Annotated in this window: 15 protein-coding genes and 1 pseudogene; 9 read left to right on the plus strand and 7 right to left on the minus strand. The window is 60.1% G+C overall.

What is annotated here, in order from left to right; all coding sequences use genetic code 11:
* Positions 1-9: 9 nt before the first annotated feature.
* Entirely contained in the window at positions 10-216 is a 207-nt protein-coding gene (locus tag AC07ZE_RS25795; protein ID WP_020798692.1) for a tautomerase family protein, read from the minus strand.
* Positions 217-333: 117 nt separating this feature from the next.
* On the opposite strand from AC07ZE_RS25795, the gene AC07ZE_RS25800 reads away from it, so the two are divergent.
* From AC07ZE_RS25800 to AC07ZE_RS25810, 3 genes are all read left to right on the plus strand, one after another.
* On the plus strand, positions 334-1,245 hold the full coding sequence (locus tag AC07ZE_RS25800; protein WP_207267149.1) for a LysR family transcriptional regulator: 912 nt from the start codon (positions 334-336) through the stop codon (positions 1,243-1,245).
* 138 nt (positions 1,246-1,383) lie between these two features.
* The gene (gene aroQ / locus AC07ZE_RS25805; RefSeq protein ID WP_207267150.1) at positions 1,384-1,824 is read left to right on the plus strand and encodes a type II 3-dehydroquinate dehydratase; all 441 of its coding nucleotides are present in this window, start codon (positions 1,384-1,386) and stop codon (positions 1,822-1,824) included.
* On the plus strand, positions 1,821-2,684 hold the full coding sequence (locus AC07ZE_RS25810) for a shikimate dehydrogenase (RefSeq protein ID WP_219739436.1): 864 nt from the start codon (positions 1,821-1,823) through the stop codon (positions 2,682-2,684). Before aroQ ends, AC07ZE_RS25810 begins: the two co-directional genes overlap by 4 nt.
* A gap of 162 nt (positions 2,685-2,846) precedes the next feature.
* Here the strand turns inward: AC07ZE_RS25810 and AC07ZE_RS25815 are convergent, their stop codons facing one another.
* Both AC07ZE_RS25815 and quiC read right to left on the minus strand, forming a co-directional pair.
* Positions 2,847-3,521 carry a TetR/AcrR family transcriptional regulator gene (locus AC07ZE_RS25815; protein ID WP_207267152.1) on the minus strand — a complete coding sequence of 225 codons (675 nt, stop codon included), beginning with the start codon at positions 3,519-3,521 and terminating at the stop codon, positions 2,847-2,849.
* 102 nt (positions 3,522-3,623) lie between these two features.
* The gene (gene quiC, locus AC07ZE_RS25820) at positions 3,624-5,525 is read right to left on the minus strand and encodes a 3-dehydroshikimate dehydratase QuiC (RefSeq protein ID WP_207267153.1); all 1,902 of its coding nucleotides are present in this window, start codon (positions 5,523-5,525) and stop codon (positions 3,624-3,626) included.
* 500 nt (positions 5,526-6,025) lie between these two features.
* Between quiC and AC07ZE_RS25825 the strand changes: the two genes are divergently transcribed.
* Positions 6,026-7,363 carry an MFS transporter gene (locus AC07ZE_RS25825; RefSeq protein WP_207267154.1) on the plus strand — a complete coding sequence of 446 codons (1,338 nt, stop codon included), beginning with the start codon at positions 6,026-6,028 and terminating at the stop codon, positions 7,361-7,363.
* Positions 7,364-7,440: 77 nt separating this feature from the next.
* Here AC07ZE_RS25825 and AC07ZE_RS25830 read toward each other — a convergent pair whose 3' ends face one another.
* From AC07ZE_RS25830 to AC07ZE_RS25845, 4 genes are all read right to left on the minus strand, one after another.
* Positions 7,441-8,319, minus strand: a complete 879-nt coding sequence (locus AC07ZE_RS25830) for a DMT family transporter (RefSeq protein WP_137804328.1) — start codon at positions 8,317-8,319, stop codon at positions 7,441-7,443.
* Positions 8,320-8,428: 109 nt separating this feature from the next.
* Positions 8,429-9,244 carry a sugar phosphate isomerase/epimerase family protein gene (locus tag AC07ZE_RS25835; RefSeq protein WP_207267155.1) on the minus strand — a complete coding sequence of 272 codons (816 nt, stop codon included), beginning with the start codon at positions 9,242-9,244 and terminating at the stop codon, positions 8,429-8,431.
* A 2-nt stretch (positions 9,245-9,246) separates the two neighbouring features.
* Positions 9,247-10,302, minus strand: a complete 1,056-nt coding sequence (locus tag AC07ZE_RS25840) for a Gfo/Idh/MocA family protein (RefSeq protein ID WP_207267156.1) — start codon at positions 10,300-10,302, stop codon at positions 9,247-9,249.
* Positions 10,303-10,451: 149 nt separating this feature from the next.
* Positions 10,452-11,228, minus strand: coding sequence for an IclR family transcriptional regulator (locus AC07ZE_RS25845; RefSeq protein WP_207267157.1), 777 nt, complete (start codon positions 11,226-11,228; stop codon positions 10,452-10,454).
* A gap of 175 nt (positions 11,229-11,403) precedes the next feature.
* Here AC07ZE_RS25845 and AC07ZE_RS25850 point away from each other — a divergent pair, with 175 nt between their 5' ends.
* The 5 genes and pseudogenes from AC07ZE_RS25850 to AC07ZE_RS25870 all read left to right on the plus strand — a co-directional run bounded on the left by AC07ZE_RS25850 (position 11,404) and on the right by AC07ZE_RS25870 (position 16,315).
* Entirely contained in the window at positions 11,404-13,152 is a 1,749-nt protein-coding gene (locus AC07ZE_RS25850; protein WP_207267158.1) for an FAD-dependent oxidoreductase, read from the plus strand.
* A pseudogene (locus AC07ZE_RS25855) lies at positions 13,136-13,279 on the plus strand (aldo/keto reductase); the annotation flags it as partial. The gene AC07ZE_RS25850 and the pseudogene AC07ZE_RS25855, both read left to right, overlap by 17 nt.
* A 164-nt stretch (positions 13,280-13,443) precedes the next feature.
* On the plus strand, positions 13,444-14,301 hold the full coding sequence (gene ypfJ, locus AC07ZE_RS25860) for a KPN_02809 family neutral zinc metallopeptidase (RefSeq protein WP_207267159.1): 858 nt from the start codon (positions 13,444-13,446) through the stop codon (positions 14,299-14,301).
* Positions 14,302-14,449: 148 nt separating this feature from the next.
* Positions 14,450-15,343 (plus strand): KPN_02809 family neutral zinc metallopeptidase, encoded by an 894-nt coding sequence (gene ypfJ / locus AC07ZE_RS25865; RefSeq protein ID WP_207267160.1) that lies wholly within the window; start codon positions 14,450-14,452, stop codon positions 15,341-15,343.
* On the plus strand, positions 15,344-16,315 hold the full coding sequence (locus tag AC07ZE_RS25870; RefSeq protein WP_207267161.1) for an alpha/beta fold hydrolase: 972 nt from the start codon (positions 15,344-15,346) through the stop codon (positions 16,313-16,315).
* Positions 16,316-16,343: the final 28 nt, after the last annotated feature.

Below are 16,343 nucleotides of genomic sequence, written 5' to 3' on the forward strand. Positions count from 1 at the left end.
TCTGCGAAATCACCCCGGCTGATTTTTTCGGAATTCTGTTGTGGTAATGCCCTTATATCCCCAGTTATCGGTATCGACTTCCTCGATCACGATGTGGGTCAGCTCCGGCGGCTTGCCGAGGACGCGTTGCAGGGTCTCGGTGATTTCGGCGATGACCTGGGCTTTCTGCTCACGGGTAACGCCGTCACGGGTGATACGTACGCTGACGAAGGGCATGCTGCTTCTCCTGCTCGGCTGATTAAAGGCTTACTGATGGAAGCTCACTGTATCTGTGTGCAGGCATCTGATAAATACTGATTCACACACATCATTTGATCCCCGGTGTAATCAATCATGCAGCGACAATTCGACGATCTTCAATTGGGCAGCATCGAGCTGTTTTGCCTCGCCGCCGAGGCCGGCAGCTTTACCGCGGCCGCGCTGGTGGCGGGCGTTACACCAGCCGCGGTAAGCCGCTCGGTGTCGCGCATGGAAGAACGACTGGGCGTGCGGCTGTTTGCGCGCACCACCCGCAGCGTCAATTTGACCGACAGCGGTCGACGCTATTACGAGGAATGCCGCCAGGCCTTGGCGCAACTGGTGGAAGCCCAGCGCGAAGTCATGGGCCAGCAGCAAGTGCCGTCCGGGACCCTGCGAATCAGTATCCCGACCACGTACGCTCACCATCGGATCCTGCCGTTGTTGCCGGCCTTTCGCGAGCGCTTTCCGGCGGTGAAGGTCGAATCGCACATCAGTAATCGCAATATCGATTTCGTCGGCGAAGGCTATGACATGGCGATTCGCGTGCGCGCGATTCCTGATTCCGGCCTGATTGCCCGGCAGCTGGAGGACGCCGCGCTGGTGATGATTGCCAGCCCCGAGTACCTCAAGCGCGCCGGCACTCCGCAAACCCTCGACGACTTGCAACAGCACGAGTGCATTCAGTACGAACTACCCAGCAGCGGCCGACGCATCGCGTGGTTGTTCAATGACAACAGCGTACAACGCGAGATTCTCGCCGAGGGCAATTTCAGCTGTTCCGACGATGTGTTGGGCGGCGTGACGCTGGCCAAACACGGCGCAGGTCTGTTTCAGACCTATCGCTTCATCGTCGAAAAAGAACTGGCCGATGGCTCACTGGTGGAAGTGCTCAAGCCCTATGGCGGGCGCTCGCGGCCGTTCACCTTGCTGTATCCGCAAAATCGCCATATGCCGCTGAAAGTGCGGGCATTTATCGATTTCCTGATGGAGCACTTGCCGCGCTGACACCAAAAGCGTCCGATCACCGCACACAAAAAGCCAGCCGGACAGCTCTTGAATTGACCAAATTAACCATCTAGTACAATTTATCTCCACAGGCCGAAGCTTTGGCCAATGCCAAAAACAATAAGTGGAGAAACCTCGATGTCCCCCATCATTCTGGTGCTCAACGGCCCGAATCTGAACCTGCTCGGCACCCGTGAACCGGCGACCTACGGCCATGAAACCCTCGCGGACATTTCCGCGCTGTGCGGCCGTGCCGCCGATGAGTTCGGCCTGGCGGTGGAATTTCGCCAGACCAACCACGAAGGCGAGTTGCTCGACTGGATTCATGGTGCACGCGGTCGTTGCGCCGGCATCGTGATCAACCCCGCCGCCTGGACTCACACCTCGGTAGCGATCCGCGATGCCCTGGTCGCCAGTGAACTGCCGGTGATCGAAGTCCACTTATCCAACGTCCACGCCCGCGAACCTTTCCGCCATCACTCCTTCGTATCAGCCATTGCTACCGCGGTAATGGCCGGGTTCGGCAGCCACGGCTATCGCCTGGCGCTGGAGCATTTCAGCCAACGCCTGAAAGGATGAACATCGTGAATCAGAACCAGACTGTATTGGCCGGACTGATCGGCGCCGGTATCCAGGCTTCACGCACGCCGGCACTGCACGAACATGAAGGCGATGCCCAGGGTTTGCGCTACCTCTATCACCTGATCGACCTCGATCAACTGCAACTCGACAGCAATGCCTTGCCCGACCTGTTGATGGCTGCCGAGCGCATGAACTTCACCGGGCTGAACATCACGTTCCCGTGCAAGCAGGCGATCATCCCGCTGCTCGACGAATTGTCCCCGGAAGCGCGCGGCATCGGCGCGGTGAACACCGTCGTGCTCAAGGACGGCAAACGCATCGGCCACAACACCGACTGCCTGGGATTTGCCGAGGGTTTTCGCCGCGGTTTGCAGGGCGTTGCCCTTGAGCGCGTCGTACAGATGGGGGCCGGTGGCGCCGGCGCGGCCGTGGCCCACGCACTCTTGAGCGAAGGCGTACAGCAGTTGAGCATTTTCGACGTGGAGATCAGCCGCGCCCAGAGCCTGGCCGACAACCTCAACCAACATTTCGGCAGCGGCCGCGCGGTCGCCGGTCATGATTTGGCGCTGACCCTGGCCGAGGCTGATGGCCTGGTCAATACCACGCCAATGGGCATGAAAAAACTGCCGGGCATGCCCGTGCCGGTCGAGTTGCTTCGTGCCGAGTTGTGGGTGGCGGAGATTGTTTACTTCCCCCTGGAAACCGAACTGCTACGCAATGCCCGCGCCCTGGGTTGCCGGACGCTGGATGGCGGCAACATGGCGGTGTTTCAGGCGGTGAAGGCGTTTGAGTTATTCAGTGGTGTGGTACCGGATGCGCAGCGGATGCTGGCGCATTTTCAGAGCATGAATGTCTGAAAAGCATCGCTCGGCACATCCCCATGTGGGAGCGGGCTTGCTCGCGAAGACGGCAGCACATCCAACAGAGATGTTGATAGACAGACGACTTTCGCGAGCAAGCCCGCTCCCACATTTTGTTCCGGTGCCAACCATCAATTCCAGTAAGCACTCTGTTCCCGGTCAGACCTGCAGGTATCGCAACACCGACTCGCAGATCATTTCGCGATGACGTTGCTTGATGCGCTCGTCCGGCAAGTCGATCTGGAAAATCTCGCCAAAGGTGTGCCGGTTCGATACGCGATAGAAGCAGAACGAACTGATCAGCAAATGCACATCCAACGGATCAAGACCGGCGCGGAACACCCCTTGTTCGGCACCGCGACGCAAAATCTCGCCCAGTGAATCGAGGATGGTGTTGTTCATTGCCTTGATCGCATCGGAGCGCTTCACAAATTCGGCATTGTGAATATTCTCGATGCTGACGATGCGCACGAAATCGACGTTGCGGTCATGGTGATCGAAGGTGAACTCCACCAGACGCCGAATCGCCTCCACCGGGGCCAGTTCAGCCAGGTGCAAGCGGTTTTCAGTGTTGCGGATATCGCCGTACAGCTTCTCCAGAACCTCGACGTAGAGCTGTTCCTTACTGCCGAAGTAATAATAGATCATGCGCTTGGAGGTATGGATGCGTTCGGCGATGGCATCGACGCGCGCCCCGGAAAGACCTTGTTGGACGAACTCGACAATCGCCTCTTGAAGGATATTCTCGCGGGTTTTTTCCGGGTTGTTCTTGCGACTCTTGCGCGGCTCGACAGGTTGTTCGGGGGCTGCGGAGAGTTCTGAAGTCATTGTCATTGCGGGCTCACGGCCATCACTGCACAGGCTGGCGATTATGAGCCGCGCCGCACAGTGAAGGAAGCCGTGCGGCAGCGGTTTGTCGACGTGATTACGATTTTCCTACAACTTTGTCTGACGTACGGCACCACTTCGGGATTTGGCCATGGCCGCCAGGCGCACTGCGACGTTGGCTGCGCCGTAACCGGCATAGCCATTCTTGCGCTGGATGATCTCGAAGAAGAACCGCCCCTCGAACGGCTCGGTGTACACGTGGAACAGCTCGCCACCCTGGGCATCGCGGTCGTACAGCACGTTGTAGTAGGCCAATTCGCTGAGGAACTCATCGTCGAAATCGAAGCGCGCAGCCAGGTCGTCGTAGTAATTGAGCGGAATATCCAGCAGCGGCACCCCCGCCTCTTTCGCACGGCTGACTTCGGCGAAGATGTCGTCGCAATCAAAGGCGATGTGATGCACGCCGGAGCCACGATAACTCGACAGCGCGTGTGAGATCGCGGTGTTGCGGTTCTCGGAAATGTTCAGCGGCAAGCGAATCGAACTGTCCCGGCTGCGCAGTGCACGGCTTTTCACCAGACCATAGGGATCGGGCAGGACCACTTCGTCATCGGCCTCGAAATCCAGCAGGCTCTTGTAGAACAGCACCCAACTGTCGAGGCTGTCGGCGGGCAGCGCCATGGCCATGTGGTCGATGCGCTTGAGGCCGCCGCTGGCCACCGCGCCGGGCAACAGATTGAAATCAGTGCCGTAGACATCATTCTGCTGATCCACCAGGTAAATCAGGCTGCCATCCGGCGCGCGCACGGCGGCGAGTTCCAGCTCATTGGGGCCGACCAGCCCGCGATAGGGCTGACCTTTGTAGGCCACAGCCCGCGCCAGGGCGCTGGCACTGTCCTTGACCCGCACGGCAGTGGCGCACAACGATGGACCATGCGCCTCAAAGAAACTGTGGCCGAACGAGTAAGGCTCGGAGTTGAGGATCAGGTTGATATCGCCCTGACGCAGCAGGCTGACGCTCTTGGAGCGATGTTGGCCAGCCTTGACGAAGCCCAGGCGCTCCAGCCAATGGGAGAGCTTGGCGCCGAGGCTTTCGTCCACGGCAAATTCGAGAAACTCGATACCGTTGTACTCGCTGGCTTTCGGCGTCTCGAACAAAATGTCGACGTTGGTCGGCGCCGGGGTTTCCTGCGCCAGACGCTGGCGGGTTTTCTCCTCCAGGTACAGCAACGAGCGCAAACCGTCGGCGGCGTTGGCCCGAGGCGGTGCGGCGCGGAAACCGTCGTTGAAGATTTCCAGCGACAGCGGCCCGGTGTAGCCACTCTTGATGATCGGTGCAAGGAAGCCCGGCAAGTCGAACTCGCCCTGCCCCGGGAAGCAGCGGAAATGCCGGCTCCACTCCAGCACATCCATGGCCAGGATCGGCGCGTCAGCCATTTGCACGAAGAAGATCTTGTCGCCGGGAATCTCGGCGATGGCGCTCGGATCGCCCCTGAGCGACAGCGTATGAAAGCTGTCGAGCAAGACACCCAGACTCGGGTGATCGGCCTGTCGGACGATGTTCCACACCTGTTGCCAGGTGTTCACATGCCGCCCCCAGGCCAGTGCTTCGTAACCAATGCGCAATCCGCGCGCGCCAGCGTGTTCGGCCAGCAGCCGCAAGTCATCGACTAAAATCTGTTCATCACCGATGGAGTCAGCCGAAGCGTTGCTGCACACCAACACCAGGTCGGTACCCAGCTCCTGCATCAGGTCGAACTTGCGCTCGGCCCGCTCCAGATTGCGCGGCAAGCGGTCACGGCGGCAGCCTTCGAAATCCCGGAACGGTTGAAACAGGGTGATGGCGATCCCGAGATCGGCGCACATCTGTCTAATTTCTCGCGGGCTGCCGTCGTAGTAGAGAAGGTCGTTCTCGAAAATCTCTACACCGTCAAAACCGGCGGCGGCGATGGCTTCGAGTTTTTCCGGCAGGGTACCGCTCAAGGACACGGTGGCAATGGAACGCTGCATGTTTCGACTCCCGGTGGAGGCTTCGGCTGCAGGGAATTTGCGCCGACTTTAAAAGAGTGAGCGAATTATTGAGCTGGCTGGTGCAATGAGCAATTTAAAGTGTACTACCCAGTTAGTTTTGCGTGCGATTATCGAACACAATGGAGTTTGGCGAATTGACGGTTTTTTGTTCAATGCGCAACATCAACACCACATTGAGTCCGGTCATTAACCGTCCGCCTCAGTTACAACGACCCTGAACACCACATAAAAATTTCAAAAAACGGGTATACGCTCATGCGCTCATTCACCGCCTTGCTCACTCGAACCACCGTCATTACGCCCTGCCTGGCGTCCATCCGAAGCTTGCGCACCGCCGGCATCAACATGCCGCTCGCTGAATAACCCGTCAGCCGACGAAACCAGCCGATCAGTCCTTTCGCGCCAGCCGCCATCGATTGATCACGCGCCCTTGAAGTCCAGACAAGCCTCGCTTGTCAGTCATTGAACGGATGGCCCAGATGAATCCTACTCAAAGCTCTCGCATGGCTCCGGCCATCGGCGCCGCCTCAGGCGGTATCGGCGACAAAATCCGAGGCGCCATGGCCGTCGGCAAAACCCGTTGGGGCATGCTGGCGCTGGTGTTCTTCGCTACAACCCTGAACTACATCGACCGCGCCGCCCTCGGCGTCATGCAGCCCATCCTCGCCAAGGAAATGAGCTGGACGGCGATGGACTACGCCAACATCAACTTCTGGTTCCAGGTCGGCTACGCCATCGGCTTCGTGCTGCAAGGCCGTTTGATCGACCGGGTCGGCGTCAAGCGCGTGTTCTTCTGCGCCGTGCTGCTCTGGAGTCTGGCAACCGGCGCCCACGGCCTGGCCACTTCAGCGGTCGGCTTCATGGTCTGCCGTTTCATTCTCGGTCTGACCGAAGCCGCCAACTACCCGGCCTGCGTGAAGACCACGCGCCTATGGTTCCCGGCGGGTGAACGCGCCGTGGCCACCGGCATTTTCAACGCCGGGACCAACGTCGGTGCGATGTTCACGCCGATGCTGCTGCCGCTGATCCTGCATGCCTGGGGCTGGCAAGCTGCGTTTCTCTGCATGGCGGCACTGGGCGGTATCTGGCTGTTGTTCTGGGGCTTGAAGTACTTCAACCCGGAAGATCACCCGAGCGTTAAACAGTCGGAGCTGGACTACATCCAGAAGGAAGTCGAACCGGAACAAACCCGCGTACCCTTCTCGCGAATCCTGCGCATGCGCGGCACCTGGGCCTTCGCCCTCGCCTACTCGATCACTGCACCGGTGTTCTGGTTTTACCTGTACTGGCTGCCCCCGTTCCTCAACCAGCAATACAACCTGGGCATCAACGTGACCCAGATGGGCATTCCGCTGATCATCATTTACCTGACCGCCGACTTCGGCAGTGTCGGCGGCGGGATTCTGTCCTCGTTCCTGATCGGCCGCGGGGTCAACCCGATCAAGGCTCGATTGATGTCCATGTTCCTGTTCGCCTGCTGCATCATCGGCGTGATCATGGCGGCCGGATCCAGCAACCTGTGGGTCGCGGTAGCCGCGATTTCCCTGGCCATCGGCGCGCACCAGGCCTGGACAGCAAACATCTGGAGCCTGGTGATGGACTACACGCCCAAGCACATGATGAGCACGGTGTTCGGCTTCGGCGGCATGTGTGCGGCGATTGGCGGGATGTTCATGACCCAGTTGGTCGGCCACATCCTGACCATCACCAACAATAACTACACGGTGCTGTTCACCATGATTCCGGCGATGTACTTCATCGCACTGATCTGGATGTACTTCATGGCACCGCGCAAGATTCCGAAAGTAGAAGACTGATGTTCCCTCGGCGCAGGTCCGATTTCGGGCCTGCGCTTTTTTTTGTCCGCTGTTTATGGGTGATCAGTTGCTTGAGTTCAGCGGCGGCTTTGCTGCCAGGCCGCCGCCAACCCGCTGCAGCAAATCACGGCGATGCCGATCACGGTGGTCAGGGTCGGCGTGTGGGAAAACAGCAGCCACCCCAGCAGGCCCGCAAACACGATCTGGCAATAGCTGAACGGTGCCAGCAAGGCCGGTGCCGCATGACGGAAGGCCTGGGTCAGGAACAGGTGCGCCGTCATCCCGCAGGCCCCCAGCGCCAGCATCATCGCGCCGTGCAGCAGGTTCGGCATCTGCCAGAAGAACGGTACCAGTGCGCTCATCACCAGGGTGTTGCACAGTCCGGCAAAAAAGTTACTGGTGGTCGGGCTGTCGATCTCGCTCAGCTTGCGTGTGAGCAACTGATAGAAGCAGAAAAACAGCGCCGAGCAGAACGGCAGCAACACTGCCGGCGTGAACAAATCACCACCGGGGTGAACGATGATCAGCACCCCGATGAACCCGCAAATCACCGCCAGCCATTGCCCCCGCGTCACCCGCTCCTTCAACAACGGCACCGACAATGCAGTGACCAGCACAGGTGCCAGGAAGTTGACCGACGTGGCTTCGGCCAACGGGATGTACATCAATCCGGTGGTGAAAAACAGGCTGGTGCCCAGCAGGCACAGGGCCCGGATCAGCTGTAGCAGCGGTCGCTTCGTGCGCAATACCCGCAGTCCGGATTGCGGCAGAAAGATCCCGGCCATCAGCAGGGTGTGAACCACGTAACGCGCCCACACCACCATGACAATCGGATAGAACCCGGACAGGTATTTCGATAGCGCGTCATGACTGGAAAACAGGAAGGTGGCGAGAACGATCAGCAAAATCCCCTTGAAGGGTTTGTTGACGCCGGAAAGCGGGGTGCTGACGGTCATTGGGTTTCCTTACATAAAGTCAAAAGCTTCGCGGGCAAGCCACGCTCCCACAGGGTTATGCATTCCAATGTGGGAGCGTGGCTTGCCCGCGATAGGTGCGCAGCACCGCTTACAGCCGCGCCAACAAATCCCGCGTTTTATCCAAAGCCATCTGCGCACGCTCCAACCCACTCACACCCTGCTCCAGCAGTTGCACCGTGGGAATCTCCAGGCTCAATGGAAGGTTAGCCGGCAAGCAGTGCAACAACCCCGACAAATCACAATCGCCATCCCCGGGAAAACGTCGCTCGTTGCGTGCCTGACGCAAGATCTCGGCCATGTCCGCCGGCCGCGGCCCGGCAACATCGCACAACTGCGCATACCGTAACCGTGAAGGCGCAACCCTGGCCAGATCTTCCAGCCGCGAACCCGAACGATCGAAGTGAAATGCGTCCACCAGCACCGCACCATTTTCGCGCTCGGCGTGCTCGACGATGCGCACCGCTTGTTCAAGATTGCGCGCGTCGGTCCAAGGCATGAACTCCAGATGCGGGTGCAGCCCATAAGACGCTGCCAGATCACAAAGTTCGGCAAAATTGTCCGTCATTCGAAGCTCGTCAGAATCGTTACCGGCCACCAGCAGCTCACTGGCACCGAACTCGGCACCGACCGCCAGAACGTTCTCGAAGTCGGCGACGACGGTGTCCGGTTTCAGCCGCAGGATTTCAACATCCAGTACGCGAATGCCGGTGTCGCGCAGACGCGTGAGGGTCTGGCGGCGCAGATCAAGATCCGCCACCAGCGCAAAGTGATGCTCCTGCGGTGTCGCCGGCACCAGACGCAAGCCGACATGACTGTAACCGGCTCGCGCCGCGACCTCGACCATCTCGGGTGGTGACAACTCCAGCACCGTCAGGCTGGCCAGGGAAAAGATGCGTTCGCTCATGGTCAGCCCTCGATCCGGGACGGCGCGCACGCGCGACCGGTTTGGGCGGCTTCGAGAATGGCTTCGACCAGCGCCAGGGTGCGAGCCGCATCGGCGACACTCACCAGCGGCTCGACTTCCCGACGGGCGACGCGCACGAAATGCTGCAATTGCAATCGCAGGGCTGAATCGGTACTGAAGCGCTCCTGAGTCGACAGCAACTGTTCGTGCCAGCCGCCATCGGCCTCTGCATAGTGCCAGTGTTTGAGTTGCGGAATGCTCAACGCACCGCCGGTCCCGGCCAGCATATAGCAGGGCTGATCAGCCTGGCGCGGATACACCGGGTTCTCCCCCGAATCCAATTCCCAACTCCATGGCGCCGCGACTGCATCGGACCCGGTCAGGCTACCCAGTGCGCCGTTGTCGAATTGCAGCAGCACTGCCGCGCCATCCTCGTTGGCGAACCCGCGTATCGCGTTGCTGGTAATGGCCTGAACCTGACGCACTTCACCGCACAGGTGCCGCAGCAGATCGAGGTCGTGGATCAGGTTGGTCAACAACATCCCCGCACCGGCCTCGCGGCGCCACGCGGTCTCGAAATAACTGTCGGGTTTGCGCAACTGCCAGAGTGCCGTGATCGTGGTCAGCCGGCCCAGGGCACCACTGCGGACAAGTTCATGGGCGCGAACGATCAGCGGGTTGTGGCGACGGTGATGGCCGACCAGCACCGGAACGCCCCTGGCTGTCGAGGTCGCCACCAGTTCGCGGACTTCGTCCAGGTGCACCCCAACCGGTTTTTCCAGCAACACCGGCACGCCCGCGGCGAGGCAATCGAGCGCAGTGCTGACGTGCAGATTATTCGGATTGGCGACAATGACAGCGTCCGGCTTCGCCTGATCCAGCATCTGACAATGATCGGCGAAATACGCCACACCCCATAGCGCCGCGAGATGTGCCGCTTGCGGCCCGGGATCGGCCACTGCACATAAGGTGGCTTGCTCCAGGGATTTCAGATGCTGGTAATGCTGCTGACCCATGTTGCCAGCGCCGATCAAGGCGATGCGAAGGGGCGAACTCATGGTTCGATCCTCTTGTGGTTATTGTAGGAAGGATGAATTCCAACAATTTAGAACCAAGTTCCAGATTCTGACACAAGCATCGGTAGATTGTGTTCGAACAGCGCACAGCTTTCAGAAGTACACGACAACCCAATGTGGGAGCGTTGGTCTTAAGCAAACAACTCCGACGCCAGACTCGCCGCCGATAACTCATCGGTGAACGCCAACAATAGCGGCGCCAGTTCATGCAACCGCGCCCCCGGCATGCGCGCACTCGGCCCGGCGATGCTGAGTACGCCGATCACTCGGCCATCAGCGGGATGGCGCACCACTGCGGCAATCGCCGAGGTGCCCACCGCCGAACTTTCCTCGACACAGGCGTAACCCTGCTCCCGCGCCAGGCGCAGGCGTTCAAGCAGCTCGATGTTGGACCGCGGCGCATTCGGCCCCAACTCCAGCGGCCGGTCCGCCGCCTGGCGCTCGACCAGCGACAAGGCCTCGGCATCGCTCATGCACGCCAGCCAGGCATGCCCTGAAGCGGTGTAGAACAGCGGCGCATCACGGCCCATGTCCGGGTCGTACCGCAGACCGGAACGGGCACCCTGGGATTTGGCGATCCAGGTCTGCCGCTCACCCTCGATCACTCCGAGACGCACCAGTTCGCCGGTTTCCTGCGCCAGGCGATCAAGCACCGGTTGCACGATGTCGGCGCCACTGCTCGACAGGTATCGGAACCCCATCGCGACCAGTTTGGTCGACAAGTGATAACGCAGGTTCTCTGGATTCTGCCGCACATAGCCCAGGCGGATCAGCTCGGCGAGCAGGCGGTGGGTGGCGCTTTTTGGAATATCCAGCTGCTCCGCCAGGGTCTGCATCGGCAAGCCGCGAGGGTCACTGGTGAGACTTTCAAGCACACTGAAAACACGTTCGATCTGACTGCCGGCCATGGGAACTTTCCACGCAAATTTTGCCGATTCTAGAAGACATCCAACCGAATACGAAATATGGAACTGACTGTTCGATAAACGCCCTCTTTATGCGTCCAGTTATTGCTCGCCTCAATCCGCCTCCTATATTTTCTGGAACCAAATTCCAAAACAACAATACGCTGGAGCTCAAAAAATGCCTGCCGAACCGCACGCTCTTCCCGACATTGACTGCGATGTGCTGGTGGTCGGCTCCGGTGCGGCCGGGTTGTCAGCGGCGGTGACTGCAGCGTGGCATGGCCTGAAGGTCATTGTGGTTGAAAAAGATCCGGTGTTTGGCGGTGCCACGGCCTGGTCCGGTGGCTGGGCCTGGGTACCGTGCAATCCCCTGGCCCGGCGCGCCGGCATCGTCGAAAACGTGGAGTTGCCGCGCACGTACCTCAAGCATGAACTGGGCGAGCGTTACCGGCCGGAAATGATCGACGCATTCCTGGAGGCCGGCCCGCGAATGGTCGCGTTCTTCGAACAGCACACCTCGCTTCAATTCGCCGATGGCAATGCGATTGCCGACATTCATGGCGATACGCCGGGCGCCGGCACCGGTGGACGCTCGGTGATCGCCGCACCGTACGACGCACGAAAAGTCGGCAAGCTGCTCAAGCGCCTTCGAAAAACCATGCGCGAAACGTCCTTCATGGGCATGCCGATCATGGCCGGCGCCGACCTCACAGCGTTTCTCAATCTGACCCGCTCGCTGTCGGCAGCCTGGCATGTCACCCGGCGCTTTACCCGCCACCTGCTCGACCTCGCCGTGCATGGTCGGGCGATGCAACTGGTCAACGGCGTGGCGCTGGTGGCGCGGCTGGCGAAATCCGCCGATGACCTCGGCGTGCTGCTTTGGGAGTCGGCGCCGGTCACCCAATTGCTGTGCGAGAACAATCAGGTGCGCGGCGCCGTGATCAATACCACCAAAGGGTCGGTACGCATCAAGGCGCGCAAGGCCGTGGTACTTGCAGCGGGCGGATTCGCCAATGATATCGAACGACGCAAGGCACTGTTCCCGCGCACACCCACCGGACATGAACACCTGGCCTTGCCGCCCCTCAGCGTGGCCGGCGATGGCCTGCGACTGGGTGAAAGCGTTGGCGCCCAGGTGGATACCGACCTGCAATCCCCCGTCGCCTGGGCCCCGGTTTCCCGGGTACCACACAGCGACGGCAGCACGGGTCACTTTGCGCACATCATCGAACGCGGCAAGCCCGGTATCATCGGTGTATTGAGCAACGGCCAGCGCTTCGTCAACGAAGCCAACGGCTATTACGACTACGTGACGGCGATGGTCGCCGCGGCACCGGCGGGCGAAGAAGTCGCCTCCTGGCTGATCTGCAGCCATGCTTTTCAACGGCGTTATGGCTTGGGTATCTCTCGGCCGTTTCCCGTGCCGCTGTCATCTTTTATCCGCAGTGGCTATCTGAAAACCGGCAACACCCTTGAGGAGTTGGCGTCAGCCTGCGGTATCGATCCGGACGGCTTGCGCAGCACCGTGTCGGAGTACAACCGGCATGCACGCAACGGCGAAGACCCACGGTTCGGTCGTGGCACGACACCCTATAACCGCAAACAGGGTGATGCGTCGCAGCAACCCAATCCCTGTGTCGCCCCCCTCGAACAAGGGCCGTTCTACGCCGTGAAAGTCGAGCCCGGCTGCTTCGGCACCTTCGCCGGACTCAAGGTCAACCGGCACGCTCAGGTCCTCGACGATTCGGGACAAGCCATCGCCGGGCTATACGCGGCGGGTGGCGACATGGCCAGCATCATGGGTGGGCATTACCCCGCCGGCGGCATCAACATCGGTCCGGCGCTGACCTTCGGCTACATCGCCGCACGCCACATCGCAGGAATCACCGCTTACGAACAGGCGATCGACCATGCAGCACATCGCTAATGCACAGGGATTGAACATGCCAAAACTCGGCCTCGGCACCTGGCCGATGCTGGGTGACGAATGCACCCGTGCCGTGGAACAGGCCCTGGGCTTGGGTTATCGGCACATTGATACGGCGGCGGCCTACACACCTCTGGCCCGCAACAAGGTTAAGCAGGAAATGACCATGGCCGTTCCGCGACGATCGTGACCTTACTAACCCTTACATATTTTTCCGACACCATTTTTGCGTGTGCAGTTATTCATGGATCTGGCGATACCCGCCCCCTCAATCCATGAGAGACCGCAAACATGTTATGGAACAAGGCTAGACGCAGCGACAACGTAAACGACACTCGCAAGGGCAAGGATGCCCGCACACTCACAGGGAAAACCCTCGGTGCCGGACTGGCCGTGGCCGCGCTGGCAGGCGCGGGGCTTTACTCGACGCAGGGCGACACTCCGCTAACATTCTCGCCAGTGCTTGCCCCGCCCCCCGTCGCCCTCGCAATCGAGCCTGAAAAAGATCGGCAGTTGATGTTTGTTCAAGCAGTGCTGGGCGAGACCGAAGACACCTGGAAGCAGCTTTTTGCGCAAGCAGGACGGCGCTATCCGCCCCCCACGCTGACGCTGTTCAACGATGGCGTCAGTTCAGGATGTGGTTTTGCCAATTCCACCATCGGCCCCTTTTACTGCCCGAGCAATCAACAGCTGTATCTCGACCTGGAGTTCCTCTCACAGCTGGAGCAGCGTTTCTCAGTGGTCGGCGACTTCGCGCGTGCCTACATCATCGCTCACGAAGTCGGCCATCACGTGCAGCTGGAACTGGGACTTTCCGACCCGCTCGAAAAAGCCCTGCAGGACAACAAGCCCGTCACTGGCGATGGAGGTCTGGAGGTGCGCGGGGAATTGCAGGCCGATTGCCTGACCGGGGTCTGGGCACATCACGCGCAACAGCGCCTGGATTGGCTGGAACCCGGCGATATCGAAGCCGCCCTGCATGCAGCGGCAGCGTTCGGTGACGATAACCTGCAACGCTCCCAAAAGGCCGGCGTTCGACCTGAGACATTCAGCCACGGCACTTCACAGCAGCGCGTAAACTGGTTCAAAACCGGTTTTGACACAGGCCGCACAGACGCTTGCGACACCTTCAGCGCCGTAGACCTGTAAGACCCGCCGATCAACGAAAGTACCGATATCACTCCCTGCGCAGAACCCGCGGCGCTCAAGGCTGTCTGACGACCGGACTGGCGCCGCTCCCCCTGAGCAGCAACACTCATCGCACGCTTCTTTACCTGGAACCAAAGAGGATTCCCACATGCTATGGAAAAAAGGCCGACGCAGCGACAACGTGGTCGATGCCCGTGGCGATGATGTCGGCAGCGGTGGCGGCGGGATGCGCTTCGGTGGCGGCAAGGGCCTGAGCCTGACGGCGATCCTTCTGATTGTCGGGATCGGCTGGATCACCGGCCAGGACCCGATGCAAATACTCGGTGAATTGACGGGCCAAATGGGCGAGCAATCGGCACCGGCCACCAACCAGACCCGCAAGGCGCCACCGGCCAATGATGAAGGGGCGGAATTCGTCCGTTCGATCCTCGGCGATACCGAAGACACCTGGCGGCAGATTTTCCAGCAGGCCGGTCGTCAATATAAAGACCCGACCCTGGTGCTGTTCAGCAATCGCGTCAATTCAGCCTGTGGCATGGCGACGTCGGCGACAGGTCCGTTCTATTGCCCGGCGGATCAGAAGGTCTATCTGGATACGAGTTTCTTCCAGGAGATGTCACAACGCTTTGCGGCCGCCGGCGACTTCGCCCAGGCCTACGTGATCGCTCACGAAGTCGGACACCATGTACAGACCTTGCTCGGCGTTTCCGCGAAAATTCAGGCAGCCCGCCAGCAGGGCCGGCAGATGGAAGGCGATGGCGGCTTGCTGGTTCGTCAGGAATTGCAAGCCGACTGCCTGGCCGGGGTCTGGGCCAACAATGCGCAGCAGCGACTGAACTGGCTGGAGCCGGGCGATATCGAAGAAGCACTGAACGCGGCAAATGCCATCGGCGACGATCGATTGCAGCAACAGGGTCAAGGCCGCGTGGTGCCTGACTCGTTTACCCATGGTACGTCAGCGCAACGGGTGCGCTGGTTCAAAACCGGATTCGCGCAAGGCCAGGTTGGCCAGTGCGATACCTTTGCGGCGAAAAATCTGTAAATGAAAAAATGGTTGTTGGTGTTGCTGTTCACTTGCGCAAGCCCTTTGACAAACTCCTGGGCAGCCGAGCATGGGGTCAAGGAGCTCAGCCCGGGACGCCTGTTGTTGAAATCCGGCGAGATGGCGGTAGGTCTCGGCCCCGCGCCGGCAAAGATCGAACGGGTATTGATCATCGTCCACGGTCGCTTGCGCAATGCGCAAACCTACCTTAAAAGCGGCGAACACTCGGCAGAATTGGCAGGGCAAAGTGCATCGACCCTGGTGATTGCCCCGCAATTTCTCAATGAAGCCGACGTCGCGCTGCACCCGGTAGCCGAGACAGTTTTGCGCTGGCAAGGCAACGAATGGATGGCCGGCGGCGAGTCCACCGCACCGTTTCGTCTGAGCTCCTACGAGGCACTGGACGAAATCGTCGCCCGCCTGAGTGATCGCAAACAGTTTCCGGATGTGAAGCAAATCGTGATCGCCGGCCATTCCGGTGGCGCTCAAGTGGTTCAGCGCTACGCTTTGCTGGGCCACGATCAACCCGCTGTGCAGGCCGCTGGCATGCAGGTGCGCTACGTCATCGCCAATCCGTCTTCTTACGCGTATTTCGATGAGCGGCGACCGGTGGCCTTCAGTCACGCCGGATGCCCGGACTTCAACCGCTGGAAGTATGGACTGACAGACTTACCCGCCTATGCCGAAGGACAAAGTGCCGCGCAATTGCAGGAAAAATACCTCAAACGCGACATCGTTTATCTACTGGGGCAGCAGGACACCGACCCCAATCACCCGGCGCTGGATAAAAGCTGCGAGGCCAAGGCACAAGGCCCGAATCGATTGGCGCGGGGGCGTTTTTACTTCAATTATCTGAAGCGCCTGCAACCGCAAGGGCTCAAGCAGCAACTGATCGAAGTGCGCGGGGTGGGGCATGACGGGGATGGGATGTTTACCTCGCCGGAGGGGCAGAAAGCGTTGTTTGGGCAGTAGGTTTTGTGGAGCCTGGCAGGGCCTGTTC

The sequence above is a fragment of the Pseudomonas sp. GW101-3H06 genome (assembly GCF_059424605.1).

Bases quoted from the DNA above. Each gene is read 5' to 3' on its own strand.
- AC07ZE_RS25795 (WP_020798692.1), bottom strand. From the start codon at position 216: ATGCCCTTCGTCAGCGTACGTATCACCCGTGACGGCGTTACCCGTGAG.
- AC07ZE_RS25800 (WP_207267149.1), top strand. From the start codon at position 334: ATGCAGCGACAATTCGACGATCTTCAATTGGGCAGCATCGAGCTGTTT.
- aroQ (WP_207267150.1), top strand. From the start codon at position 1,384: ATGTCCCCCATCATTCTGGTGCTCAACGGCCCGAATCTGAACCTGCTC.
- AC07ZE_RS25810 (WP_219739436.1), top strand. From the start codon at position 1,821: ATGAACATCGTGAATCAGAACCAGACTGTATTGGCCGGACTGATCGGC.
- AC07ZE_RS25815 (WP_207267152.1), bottom strand. From the start codon at position 3,521: ATGACAATGACTTCAGAACTCTCCGCAGCCCCCGAACAACCTGTCGAG.
- quiC (WP_207267153.1), bottom strand. From the start codon at position 5,525: ATGCAGCGTTCCATTGCCACCGTGTCCTTGAGCGGTACCCTGCCGGAA.
- AC07ZE_RS25825 (WP_207267154.1), top strand. From the start codon at position 6,026: ATGAATCCTACTCAAAGCTCTCGCATGGCTCCGGCCATCGGCGCCGCC.
- AC07ZE_RS25830 (WP_137804328.1), bottom strand. From the start codon at position 8,319: ATGACCGTCAGCACCCCGCTTTCCGGCGTCAACAAACCCTTCAAGGGG.
- AC07ZE_RS25835 (WP_207267155.1), bottom strand. From the start codon at position 9,244: ATGAGCGAACGCATCTTTTCCCTGGCCAGCCTGACGGTGCTGGAGTTG.
- AC07ZE_RS25840 (WP_207267156.1), bottom strand. From the start codon at position 10,302: ATGAGTTCGCCCCTTCGCATCGCCTTGATCGGCGCTGGCAACATGGGT.
- AC07ZE_RS25845 (WP_207267157.1), bottom strand. From the start codon at position 11,228: ATGGCCGGCAGTCAGATCGAACGTGTTTTCAGTGTGCTTGAAAGTCTC.
- AC07ZE_RS25850 (WP_207267158.1), top strand. From the start codon at position 11,404: ATGCCTGCCGAACCGCACGCTCTTCCCGACATTGACTGCGATGTGCTG.
- ypfJ (WP_207267159.1), top strand. From the start codon at position 13,444: ATGTTATGGAACAAGGCTAGACGCAGCGACAACGTAAACGACACTCGC.
- ypfJ (WP_207267160.1), top strand. From the start codon at position 14,450: ATGCTATGGAAAAAAGGCCGACGCAGCGACAACGTGGTCGATGCCCGT.
- AC07ZE_RS25870 (WP_207267161.1), top strand. From the start codon at position 15,344: ATGAAAAAATGGTTGTTGGTGTTGCTGTTCACTTGCGCAAGCCCTTTG.